The sequence below is a fragment of the Pelodictyon phaeoclathratiforme BU-1 genome (genome assembly GCF_000020645.1).
In the GTDB taxonomy this organism is placed as follows: Bacteria; Bacteroidota; Chlorobiia; order Chlorobiales; family Chlorobiaceae; genus Chlorobium; species Chlorobium phaeoclathratiforme.
In genome coordinates this window covers 1170082-1182500 of record NC_011060.1, presented here as the reverse complement: position 1 = coordinate 1182500, position 12419 = coordinate 1170082, and the positions used below count along the sequence as shown (strand labels likewise).

Genomic DNA, 12419 nt, shown 5'->3' with positions numbered 1-12419 from the left:
GCGGGAAACCATGTGCCCGGCATGTGCCGTCCATTGATTGGTACGATTTCCCCGGAATACTCAAAATAACCTTACTCGGAAAAATGGTGAGCAAATCGATGTATATGTGTAAGTATACGATATATTTTGCGCAATAACAGTTTTATCGGTTCAAAAGGAATGACAATACCGCCAGTTTTTACTTTATATCCCCAAATAAAGGAAAGAACTCGCCCGTGAACTCTTCAGTGTTGCACAGATCTCGCCGATACTGATGCTCATGTTTTTGCTCATGTTTTTGCTCATTTTCTTAGCCATCTGCACTCTCGGATCATCATTGAAATTTTCGGTACTCCTCCTTTTCTTCCTTTTGCCCTTGCTGCAGTAAGGTCTGCCTGGGTACGTTTTCCAAGCCATGACATTCGATGTGATGGCTTGGCCAATCTCCTTTTTCAGCTTCTTGTTCAACCTGAAAGTCGGATAAATCGCACACCTTAACTGAAAAACATCGCCACCTGGGCACTGTTCGATTCGACCACGATATCGACCTACTCCGAGAACCTGTACCATGCCTCCAGAACTCGAATGGTATGCCAATATCAGGAGTGAAAAGAGCCGACGGGCATACCGAAACGACGTGAAAGAATTATCCCGATTTCTCGGTATAACAGAACCGGAAGAGATGCGCATGGTCATAAGAGCGCACCTGCTTGCCTGGCGAACCGATCTCGAAAAGCGTAACCTTGCTACCGCTACTATCCGCCGCAAGCTTGCCTCGATCTCTTCGCTTTTCGACTACCTCTGTGAACAGAATGCCGTGTTGCATAATCCGGTTCTTGGTGTGAAACGCCCTGCTGCCAATAACAACGAAGGAACGACTCCTACCCTTGGAGACAGCCAGGCAAGAATGCGGCTGGATGCTCCGCCGGCGAATACTCTTAAAGGTAAACGGGACAGGGCAATTCTCGCTACCCTGCTCTACCACGGATTACGCCGGGAAGAACTTTGTCGGCTACAGGTTAAAGATTTACAGCAACGGAGCGGCGTGCAGCATTTGTGCATCCACGGTAAACGGGAAAAAATCAGGTTTTTGCCGATGCATCCGATGGCTCAGCGGTTGATTGACGAGTATCTCGAAGCTGCCGGGCGCCGTGATGACCAGAAGGCCCACTTTTTCGACCGGTAAAAAAATAATATCACAGGAACCTTGCTCAAACCGCTTGATCCTCATGCAGTCTATGCCTGTATTATCCGCAAATACGGAAAAGAAACCGGCATCAACGCCAGCGTTAACGGGTTCTGCGTCCACTCATTGAGGTCAACAGCGGCAACGAATGCGCTGGAAAACGGCGCTGATATTGGAAAGGTTCAAAAGCTCGGTCATGCCAATGTTTCAACAACACGGCTTTATGACAGAAGAAAAAGCAGACCGGAAGAAAGTCCGACGTTCAGGGTGAAATATTGATCCTTAATCCGCGATAAACCCAATATCTAAGTAAGGCAAAGACGCGGTAATATCATATCTTTGAAGGACTACCACGTTATCCACCATAAAAATATGGCAGAAATAAGTTTCGAAAGGGCATGAAAATAGCTCATTATGATTAAACATCTTAAAATGACCAATGTCGGACCGGCTCCAAAGATGGAACTTGAGTTCGGCAAAAGACTGAATGTAATTACAGGTGATAACGGCTTGGGTAAAAGCTTTTTGCTGGATATTGCCTGGTGGGCTATGACCCGAAAATGGCCAGCCGAATTGAACCCCAAACTTACCTCTGGCAAAGTAGCTTTGCCTACAGATAAAAAGCATGAAGCCGAAATCGATTTTTCGTTTTCGGCGGTATCGAAAACAAAGGGCTTTATCAGCACATTTGAGCCGCGAGGACAAAGCTGGACAGTCCAGAAAGGTCGTCCGGCAAACCCCGGACTGGTCTTTTATGCGATGGCTGATGGTAGCTTTGCTGTTTGGGACCCGGCACGGAACTACTGGAAATCGAAAAACCCTGACGAAAACAAGGAACGACCTGCCGCTTACGTTTTTAGTCCGAAAGATGTGTGGGATGGACTGCAAAATCAAGATGGCACGTGGCTTTGCAATGGTTTAATTCGGGATTGGGCTGGCTGGCAAAAGGAAAAGGGAAGAGCCTTTGAGTCTCTGATCTCTGTACTTGATGTTTTGTCACCATCCTCGACTGAAAAAATTGTAACGGGATCGTTAACACGCATTAGCCTGGACGATGTAAGGGATATGCCTACATTGAAAATGCCGTATGACCAAGAAGTGGCAGTCGTCCATGCCTCATCAGGTATGCGTCGAATTATTTCGCTTGCCTATTTTCTTGTCTGGTGCTGGGAAGAGCATGTAAAGGCCAAAGAGTTATTGGGCGAGGAACCTGAGACGAATACAGTTTTTCTGATTGATGAAGTCGAGTCGCACCTGCATCCCAAATGGCAGCGGACGGTTATTCCTTCCTTGATGAAGGTGATAAAGCAATTGACCAAGTCCCCTGACATCCTATTGATAGACGATACCGATCCCGTGCATCCCCATCATACACTGATGATATCCGATGTTCAACTGATAGCCGTAACTCATTCCCCTTTGATCATGGCTTCTGTGGAACCCCTGTTTGACGAAAATCAAGATGCTTGGTTTGACCTTGATCTGGTCGGTAACAACGTTGAACTCACACACAGACAGTTTGTCCGGCAAGGTGATGTCCGCAGTTGGCTCACCAGTGAGGCGTTTAACCTTAAATCCGGCTATTCGATTGAAGCTGAAACAGTTCTGGAAGAAGCCGCTTTGGCGTTAAGTAACGAACAGTTCAGTAAAGACGACGCTCTCTCACTGGAGCAGCGTTTGCGGGCAGTTCTCTCTGATACTGATCCATTCTGGATGCGCTGGCGGTTTGTGGCTGAAAAGAAAGGATGGTCGTTATGATTCATGTTGATGCACAAACCGAGCCAGATTCGTTCAATTCGAATGTCCGGCAAAAGGGACTTGCTCGGCTCATAGAAAAGAACATTCCTCTTGATAAACCGCTACCGCCAAAAACTGATGTTGAGCCTTATTGGCGCTTCTGCCTTGATGATTTGCATACAACTTATAACGGTTGCTGTGCTTATTTAGCTGTTTTTTTCGAGCGGGTCACAGGAGGTGGTTCAGTCGATCATTTCATTGCTAAATCAAAACGGGCTGATTTGGCTTACGAGTGGAGTAATTACCGCCTTACGTGTTCTCGCATGAATAGTCGCAAACGAGAATACGACGATGTACTTGATCCTTTCGAGATAGAAAATGGCTGGTTCCGTCTTGAACCTATTACTGGACGAATTTATCCCAATCCAATATTAACGCCTGATCAGCAGAGAACCGTTCAGGCTTCGATAGAACGACTGAATTTGGATGATGCTGGATGTCGGGAGATACGAGCTCGGCATTATCAAGATTATTGTGAAGGTGAATACACCGCCGAGTTTTTAAGGAAACGTTCCCCTTTCGTATGGTTGGAGGCCCAGCGTCAGGGGTTGCTATAAGGGCTCTGTTCAGACGCTTTACCGATGGATTCCAGCATCCAATAATCATTATCGAGCTTTAAATCCGTTTCCTGAATCGACCCCAATTAAGTGAAAATAGCTGTTACAATGGACCAATTACGCTACCCAATCAGGCTCGTAGAGTGTGATCATAAACATTGTGCTGTGGTTTTCGATAGGAAATTGTTAACATGGATGAATTGGCAAAACTAGTGTCAAAACTGTTTGATGAGGCACTTGAGAATGAAAAGGATTCTGGATAGGCACTCGCTTACCTGAGCAATTAAGCCATTCCGACTGCAAGGGTCGCCTCACCTGTTACCCCCTTCAGGTTTTCAAAAGAGAAGTGAGCAGCACCTAAAGTATTAGAAGCGTCACAAGCATATCATCGAATACATTTGCAGGGGTAGGCTAAAACGTTTTATGATAGGTGAAACGCCCTGCAAGGAGGTTTTTGCCAGACTTACAACCCAACACGCCCGCTTCAGCAAATAAATCGGCAGAACCTCTCTGTTTTTGTCATCCTCAGACCATCAGTTACCTCCCTTGTCATCTGAGGATTCCATTCCTAGCGTTTGCTGGTGATCTGCACTGCCACCATCTCCCGCTGCCAGTTGCTCCTCAATGAAACGCTGCATCTCCTCTTTCTTTGGCAGCTCCAGCAGATACTTGGAGACAAAAAGCTGATTATCAATTCCTGCCAAAGCAAATTCAACCAGAGAGTGGTTCTTATGAGTACACAAAAGAATTCCTATGGGTGGATTGTCATCTTCACGCATCATACACTTTCTGTACCAGCTCACATAGGTATTGAGCTGACCAATGTTTTCATGGCTGAACTCGGCAAGTTTCAGCTCAACCAGCACATGGCATTTCAGAATACGATGATAAAAAACCAGATCGACAAAGTAGTACTTATCGCCGATCAAGATGCGTTTCTGAAGCGCTTCAGAGCAGAAGCCTTGCCCCAGTTCAAGGAGGAAATCTTAAAACTTGTCGATAAGCAGATCTTCGAGCCGCGACTCTCCCATGACCTCTTTGGATTTCAGCCCGAGAAATTCAAACAAATAGGGATCGCGGATATCAAGGAGAGGGCCTTGCCGCTCTGCCTGCTGGTGAGTAAGCCTCGAAAGCTTTTGCTTGTCGCGGGAAAGGCCGGAGCGTTCATAGTAGAGACTGTGAATCTGCCGTTTCAGCTCACGCACCGTCCAGCTTCCCTGAATAGACTCTACCTCATAAAAGCTACGTTTGGTCGCATCTTCACATCGCAGCAGTTCAGCAAAATGACTGAACGAAATCCTGCTCAACAGTTCATCGGGCGCAACCCCCGATTCGGGAGACAGTGACTCCCGAAAGTTGACCGTGGTCGCGAATGGCAAAAGCTTGCTTATCAATTCGGGAGACAGCGACTCCCGAATTGAAGGGTAAGTCAAATAAAATTTACGGTATCGCCTCAGTTCCCGTGCTTCTGACCGGCTGACACCCGCCAGCATCAACCGTTCAGATAACTGCTCAATAATTTTGTCCCCATATCGGGCGCGATCGGCCCCCCGCAACTCGTACTCGGAGATATAGCAACCGATAAGCCAGTTGCGAAGCGTCAGGCTGGTGTTAACCGCCCGGGAAGCTTGTGCCGCCAGTTCAGCATGAACCTGCCCGATAGCAGCAACAAGTTGCTCGAACGACAATGAAAATAACGCAGGAGTTGCCATGCTTACACACCCTCCCTGTTTTCAACGGAAGTTCCAAGATTATTTTCGTTAACTCCTTATAAGAATTATTTTTATAAGGAAAAGATATAAAAATTGTAGTCCCTAAATTGATGTTGAACTACATGAGGGGCTTCGCGTTGGTGTGGTGTATGCACTCAAAACGCTTGCCGAGAGGCTTGGTATCAGCAAGACACTTGGCAATACCTGCTAGCCCTCGCACTTCTCCACCTGTTACGAGCAGATTCAACCTTCCCTCACGGATTTGTCTACAGTTTCCTGCGGGTATTTTTCCGACGGCTTCACACAACGCAATTTATTTATCCTGAATGTATTGTTGGGCTCCGCTGACTGAACAACTGATCCGTTTTACTGGACAACTCTACTACGCGACTTCACGTCGAACTGACAACTATAAGACAGTCCAAAGTTTTTAAAGAAATTACATGGACTTTAATTCATTACATAAAAGCGTTTTACACACCAAGCAACTCTCTTAATGTATTCTGAGATCCACTTCTTGAAACAACCCTAACTTGTAAAAAGCTACACATTCTCTTCGGTACCATGATGCGCCGACCAATTTGAAATATGGATATCATAGAACCTTTCCAAAAATGATTCCCCCCTGGTATTTCTATGAGGAAATTCTTCCTCTAACTCCAGCCATCTATTATTCGGTAGCCGATCAAAAGGAATGAATACGTGAGGCATGACTTCAATAGGCTTATTAATAACATCATCATAGTTGTGTGCTTCAACATATTCCAATACAGCCTTAAGCTTTTGGCTAAGAGGAAATAACAGCCTGCGCTCAATTCGTGAGGTGGTAACTAGCTTAATGCGTTTCGCCTGATCGTCGGTGACGGTGATTTCGGAATATGGCTCCTTATCTGGGGATGCCTGTGTATCATCATAACCAAGCGCATTATTAATTTCATTGGGAGCACAATTAAATAAAACCTTTCCAAGTGGGGCAATAATATAAGCTTCGTCACATATATTTATCAACTCTTGCTTAACCTGAAAATGTTCTGATGTGCGTGCCAATGGTACCGGACATGGAGGATCATGACGTCTGATGCGAAGCCAATTACCCGTTGTCAAAATAATTATCAAAAGCCTTCTATGTACGTCTGTGGTTGTTGCACTCACATTGTCAATCCTATCAAATTCGTGGTTAGCATAATCTGTACGCAGTGATTTTATTGCATGAATCGTCTTAATACCTGCAACGCCGGAAAAGATTGGCATTGGGTGACCCGGCAGACAATGACATTCGACGGCGAGTGGGGCATATCTGCTTTCACGTGAAATACATGCGTGCTCCATAAGTGAGTCAATTCCTGCTAAATTATTGGTTACAATGGAAAAGTGATCAACCCAACTTTCTCTATTGTTATAACTGCGAACACACTCGCGTCCAATGTTTTCAAAAAATGGATATAGCGTCGTTCCTGCGTCCATTATAAGCAACACTCTAGCTGGCTCATCGCGATCCTCAATTAATCTTTTACAGCGTCGCAATAGCAGTTGAGCAAATTGTTCTGCAATGTGTTCCTTTTCTTCATGATAGTGCAAACTGCGTGTGGCAAACAGTGTTTGAGCGTGCGGAGTAAGTTTCGCCTTAAGCAATGCAGCAGTAGCCCAACTGGAATCTTTTGTCAATTGATTGGCGATCTCGCTGGAAAAAAAAGCCGAAACTTCCCTAAGTTTTGTTGTTTCTTGCTCCAGCCATGTCGTATGCCGCTCCCTTTCTTTTTGCTCCTCGTCTAGCTGTCTTGTACGAAATTCCAGTTCCTGCTGATAGCGCGTGCCTTCTATTATTTGAGTTTTTCTTTCATGGGTGTCTCATGCAATGCATCCTGAAATCGACCCTCTGTTTTTCGGATACTGGCCAAAGCCTGATGCTCTTCTCCTTTGAGAAGATGGATAATCCCCACCTTTGGATCAATCTGTTCCAATTTCTTAAGTACAGAAATATTCTTCAGGTGTAAGGTTTCAGCGTTCTCGAGCTTGCCGACACTCTGATACACTTCAGCCATGTTTCTGCGTAACGAAATCGCCTGAATAGCGTCAATGGGATCCCTGACATCCGTGGAAATATAATCAATGTACTCGCGTGATTGCTCCGCGACGCTCTCCAGGATATCCAGACGTCCAAATTGCTGCAGTTTAGGGTGAAGGTCCAAAAGCAAATAATTGAGGAGCTGCTCTGCCTCGGCGCGACGCTGCTCCGCCCGATTCCATTGCATAATACTGAATAGAGCAGCCGTTAGCACGATGACAAACATAACGGTTGCGACAGTTGCAGCAACCATCCTTTGTCGGCGCTGTCGCCGGCGGTGCCGATCATAAAGCGAGTCGTACTTGATATCCAGCAAGGCAGAGACCGTTTTGAGGAGCACTTGTTCTTTCGATTGTCCGGCAAACGAAATACCGAGGAGGTCGACTTCAGTGCGCAACAGGGATAGCGGCAGACATTCGTCTACTGCGTCCTTGGCGTAAGGGGTTCCCTTGATGATCACCGGAATCACAAACTCATGGCCACGAAGGGTCAGAAAATGACTCACTTCCATTTCGACCCATTCCGATTTCGCGCTGTCAGGCGAGCATATGACAATAAGAAACTGCGACTGGCCAATCTCTTCTCTCAATGTCCTGACCAATGAACCTGATGATAAATCTGCTATATCCCTGAATATCGGGCGAACATGCCTGGGAAGTTACCCATCAGATTTCCGGAGTACAGCATTGGGAAGCCTATAGGACTCAAGCTTTCGATGAAGCCATTCTGCAACCTTTGCATCAGTGTGGCTATAACTGATGAACGCGACATATTGGTATTGTTGTCTTAATTTAGCTGTGTTCATGGAAAAACTCTCGTTCGCTGTTCAAAATCCCGAACTTCTTACAGTATCTCGTTTTTTTTCGGATAAGTCTTCTAAAAAAATAAGCTGAACAAGAAATGCTTCTTCCAAGCTCTGGATGCATTAAACCCTGTTCAGCACGTCATCCAAAGAGCGGGCCACAACATACCTTGCGGGGGTTTCGCAAATACTGAGCGCCTTGAAGTGAGCTTTGCCGCACTCAATCTTTGCACTCTCCTTGTCACGCAGGTCATCGGTAAACAGGCTGCTCTTGGTCTCGACAACAAAGTAGATTCGCTCTTCGCCATCCTTTTCGACGAGTACCGCCCAGTCGGGATTGTAGGTATCGAGTGGTGTTGGAATCCTGAACCATCCCGGAAGCTTTGCATAGACCTTGATGGCCAGATTCTTCTCCAACTGATCAGCAAAAGTTGCTTCGGGATCGGAGTCATAGACCACCTGCTCATAGACTGATTTCTGAACCGGGATAAGGTTCTTGAGGTAACCAGTAAGTTCCTGTTGCTCAAAAAGCTCCTGGGCGTAAAAATGTTCGTCACCAAGGCGGTGATACTTGATGCCATCCACAACAGCGAGTTGCTTGCACCGCTTGATGGCTTCGGCTGCCAGCTCAATGAACTGTTGCGGGTTACGCTTAAAATCGTCGAGTCGCTCACTTCCGATCAAAATACGATGAATCGTGCGGCGGGTCAGCCGGGTACGATCCTGCAGATCCGTAAGAAGGTCAGGCAACTCAATATCGTTTTCATCAAGCACAACCGTTGCGGCACCACTCCGTTCAGTAGCTTCAACGCCCGATTTACCAATAACGATTTCAGCCTTGTGCCACTGCATGCGTGTCTTCAAAATGGCGGGAGCATTCTGTAATGCCTTGATGCAGCTCTCCACCAGCTTTTCATTGTCGAACTCCACCCGATAGGTCGTTTTATGCTTGATACGCTCCCAAAGCTCTTTGAATTCCGGACTGTGCAGCACTGCCTGCCGGGTGTGTACCTGTCTCCGCTCATTCGCATTCTTGATTTCCAGACGTCCTGCAAGCTTTTTCAGTACAGCGGTAATCTGATCAAGCTGTGGCCTGAATTGCTCCGGCACAAGAAGAGTCCCCTCCTTGAGCGCACTTTTCAGCGAATCCTGCACCTTGCCCTTACTGTCGATATAGTTCTGCTCTTTCAGATGCTCCCACAAGAGCTTCGACTGCTCGAATCCAAGAGGAACTGAGACTCCTTCGTCAGTAGTAACGGAAATCGCCGCAAACTGGTGTTCTTCGACAATCCCGAATCGAATACCGGTTTCAGCCTCAATCTCTCTCTGAAGATTTTCGGCAAACTGCTCATAACTCTCCGTTGCAATAACCGTCAGCGTATTGACTTCAAATCCACGCAGTCGCAGACCGTGCTGATTGACGCATAACCGCAGACCACGCCCTATCGTCTGGCGGCGTTCACGCTCTGAGCCCATTTCACGCAGTGCACAAATCTGGAAGACATTGGGGTTGTCCCACCCCTCCTTGAGTGCAGAGTGAGAAAAGATGAATTTCAGTGGTGTCTCCAGTGAGAGCAGCTTCTCTTTCTCCTTCATGATCAGGTTGTAGGCCCGTTCAGCACTTTCACGATTGCCCTGATTGTTCTCCTCGGTATTGGTCCAGCCACCTTTTTTGTCGATCGAGAAATAGCCGTTATGCACCTCTTCGGGGGCATGCGTCAGGTCAACCTCACTGAACAGTGTAAAATAATCAGGCAGCTTTGCCGCCCGGCGGTACTCCTCCTCGAAAATGCGGGCATAATCGCCCTTCACTGAGTTACCGTCACTGTCGTAAGAGCGGTATTTGGCAACCTCATCAATAAAGAAGAGCGAAAGCACTTTGATACCCTGCGGGCGCAGACGCAGCTCCTTGTCGAGGTGCTCCTTGATGGTACGGCGAATCATCTGGCGCTGAACGGCAAGAGCATCCACATCTCCATACGCCTCGCCAGGTTTCAGGAACTGCTCACCACCGGGGAAGCGCAACTCCATAAACTCCTTGCCCTTTTCAACACGAATTTCACCGATAGAGCAATCAGCATAGATCGCCCGTCCGGTAACCATTTCAAGATTATCACCATCAACCACAACACTCTCTTTTCGCCTGACACCGCTGGCCGTCATCTTGTCGAGTTCAACGAGTGCGGAAATCCTGCCCCGCTTGTTCTCAACCTTCAAGAGACGAACATAAGGCTTGTTGAAGGCATCTTCCACCGTAGCGGCAGCAATCTCAATCTGCTTCACCAGCCCCTTATCGTGCGCATCAACCGCATCAAGACGATAAACCATCTGGTGCTTGTCCACATGCGTAGCGGAATAACGCAAGGTACAAAGCGGGCTCATGGCATCGAGCGCGGTTTTGCCAGCACCGGAAAGACCACCATCCACACTTTGCGGTTCATCAATAATCAGGATGGGCCGCACCGCCTTGACAAGATCAATCGGCTTTTCCCCGCCAGTAGACTCATTGGCACCCTTACCGTAAATATTATTGACATCCTTTTTGTTGATGGCGCCAACCGTCATCACCATAATCTGGATTTGCGAGCTGGTGGCAAAATTACGCACCTGCCCCAGTTTTGAGGAGTCATAGAGGAAATATTCAAAAGGTACTCCGGCATAGAGCCCCTTGAAGTGATCTTCGGTAATCTGAAGGGTTTTGTAAACCCCCTCCTTGATAGCCACTGACGGGACGACAATCACAAACTTGGTAAAGCCGTACCGCTTGTTGAGTTCAAAGATGGTACGCAGATAGACGTAGGTTTTGCCCGTTCCGGTCTCCATCTCTACCGTGAAGTCGCCGGAAGCAAGGGTTCCGGAAGGCGGCAGGCCGTTGCGGAGCTGAATATCATGCAGGCTTTTGAGCAGGTCATCATCAAGCAACGTAAGCCGGTTGCCAATGCCAAGATCACTCTCCATGCCAGGAAACTGCATGTCTTTCGTGGTCGGCATGGTAACGGTAAACTCCGTGCGGCAGATCTCCTGCCCGCGAAAGAGGTCGCAGACCGCTTCAACCGCCTGTAGTTGATAGTCAAGGTTCGGTTCAAAGTGCAGTTTCACTCCTGACCCTCCTTTCTGGCTCTTTTCCTTGCTTCAATAAGCCCGCGTTCACGGGCAAGCTCACGTTGCAGCTCTTCCTCAGTCGGCAGAAAAAGCATATATCGTGACGCAAAAAGTTGTTTGTACTCATTGAGCACCGAATACCTCGCCACCACCTCATCGTGTTCAGCACAGAGAATCAACCCGACCGTCGGGTTATCGCTATCGCTACGCCGCAGCTCATCAAACATCCGTGTATACATCTCCATCTGTCCAATATCCTGGTGCGTCAATTTCCCGATTTTCAGGTCAATCAGCACAAAGCATTTCAACAGATAGTTATAAAAGACCAGGTCAATATAAAAGTGGTGCGATTCGGTTGTCACCCGATGTTGCCGGGCAACAAAAGCAAATCCCTTGCCCAGCTCTAACAGAAAAGGCTGAAGATGTTCAATAATGGCGGACTCCAAATCCGATTCCTGAAAACAGCTCAATTCCGGAAGGCCAAGAAAGTCGAGTATGTAGGGCTGTTTGATAACGTCTATAGGGTTGCTGACCACTTGGCCTTCACTGGCCAGTCTGAACACACCCTCTTTGTCCCTGCTTTTGAGCAGACGGGCAAAAAGAAAACTGTGAATCTGCTTTTCGAGGTGGGAAACATCCCACCCTTCCTTTTCTGTTTCAATCTCATAGAAAAGGCGCTCATTGCGGTTTTCGACCTTCAGCAGTGCCCGATAATGGCTCCAGCTTACCGAAGCTGAAAACCCAAGCAATTTTTGGCTATCAGCCGCAAAAGAGAGATCATTGATGAGACCCTCTCCGGATGTTGTTGTATCCAAACCACTCTTGACGTCCAATTGGCCACATGGCTTGTGGCCAATCTCGCTGACACCAAAACCAATGGTATCGAATTGGCCACTTGAGAGGTGGCCAATTGCCGGAACACGGTCAGCATAAACCCGATAAAACTGGCGGAAATATTTCAGGTTCGAGTTTGAAAACCCTTTACCATATCGGGCAGTAAGTCCTTCAGAAAGTTTGCGCAAGAGTGTTTCGCGATACCCGGCACGCTCTTCACCTTGCTGCATTTCAAGCACAATTTCACGTCCGACAAGCCAATAGGCAATCACCATGTTGCTGTTGACTGCCCGGACCACATTGGCCCGAGCCTGATCCAGAATCAGGATGACCCGGCCCATCAAATCATCAGCTTGATCGATACTCTGTTTTTTGGTTGCCATGG

At 47.4% G+C, this 12419-nt stretch carries 8 protein-coding genes and 1 pseudogene; 3 read left to right on the top strand and 6 right to left on the bottom strand.

Annotated elements, in window-relative coordinates; all coding sequences use genetic code 11:
• The first annotated feature begins 547 nt into the window (after nucleotides 1–547).
• From PPHA_RS05640 to PPHA_RS05630, 3 genes and pseudogenes are all read left to right on the top strand, one after another.
• Nucleotides 548–1444 (top strand): annotated as a pseudogene (locus tag PPHA_RS05640) (tyrosine-type recombinase/integrase).
• Nucleotides 1445–1579: 135 nt separating this feature from the next.
• Entirely contained in the window at nucleotides 1580–2923 is a 1344-nt protein-coding gene (locus PPHA_RS05635; protein ID WP_012507904.1) for an AAA family ATPase, read from the top strand.
• The gene (locus PPHA_RS05630) at nucleotides 2920–3519 is read left to right on the top strand and encodes an HNH endonuclease family protein (protein WP_012507903.1); all 600 of its coding nucleotides are present in this window, start codon (nucleotides 2920–2922) and stop codon (nucleotides 3517–3519) included. The genes PPHA_RS05635 and PPHA_RS05630 overlap by 4 nt, the downstream gene beginning before the upstream one ends.
• Before the next feature lie 533 nt (nucleotides 3520–4052).
• Here PPHA_RS05630 and PPHA_RS16240 read toward each other — a convergent pair.
• The 6 genes from PPHA_RS16240 to PPHA_RS05605 form a co-directional block, all read right to left on the bottom strand.
• Nucleotides 4053–4448, bottom strand: a complete 396-nt coding sequence (locus tag PPHA_RS16240) for a PDDEXK nuclease domain-containing protein (protein ID WP_397233804.1) — start codon at nucleotides 4446–4448, stop codon at nucleotides 4053–4055.
• A gap of 57 nt (nucleotides 4449–4505) precedes the next feature.
• Entirely contained in the window at nucleotides 4506–5231 is a 726-nt protein-coding gene (locus PPHA_RS16235; protein WP_223293996.1) for a DUF1016 N-terminal domain-containing protein, read from the bottom strand.
• Nucleotides 5232–5774: 543 nt separating this feature from the next.
• Nucleotides 5775–6896, bottom strand: a complete 1122-nt coding sequence (locus PPHA_RS05620) for a DeoR/GlpR family DNA-binding transcription regulator (protein ID WP_012507902.1) — start codon at nucleotides 6894–6896, stop codon at nucleotides 5775–5777.
• Between the two features lie 155 nt (nucleotides 6897–7051).
• Nucleotides 7052–7885, bottom strand: coding sequence for a toll/interleukin-1 receptor domain-containing protein (locus tag PPHA_RS05615; RefSeq protein WP_041526450.1), 834 nt, complete (start codon nucleotides 7883–7885; stop codon nucleotides 7052–7054).
• A gap of 336 nt (nucleotides 7886–8221) precedes the next feature.
• The gene (locus PPHA_RS05610) at nucleotides 8222–11197 is read right to left on the bottom strand and encodes a type III restriction-modification system endonuclease (protein WP_012507901.1); all 2976 of its coding nucleotides are present in this window, start codon (nucleotides 11195–11197) and stop codon (nucleotides 8222–8224) included.
• Entirely contained in the window at nucleotides 11194–12417 is a 1224-nt protein-coding gene (locus PPHA_RS05605; protein ID WP_012507900.1) for a PDDEXK nuclease domain-containing protein, read from the bottom strand. Before PPHA_RS05605 ends, PPHA_RS05610 begins: the two co-directional genes overlap by 4 nt.
• Nucleotides 12418–12419: the final 2 nt, after the last annotated feature.

Excerpts from the sequence above, each read along its gene's own strand:
- PPHA_RS05635 (WP_012507904.1), top strand. The coding sequence starts at position 1,580 with ATGATTAAACATCTTAAAATGACCAATGTCGGACCGGCTCCAAAGATG.
- PPHA_RS05630 (WP_012507903.1), top strand. The coding sequence starts at position 2,920 with ATGATTCATGTTGATGCACAAACCGAGCCAGATTCGTTCAATTCGAAT.
- PPHA_RS16235 (WP_223293996.1), bottom strand. The coding sequence starts at position 5,231 with ATGGCAACTCCTGCGTTATTTTCATTGTCGTTCGAGCAACTTGTTGCT.
- PPHA_RS05605 (WP_012507900.1), bottom strand. The coding sequence starts at position 12,417 with ATGGCAACCAAAAAACAGAGTATCGATCAAGCTGATGATTTGATGGGC.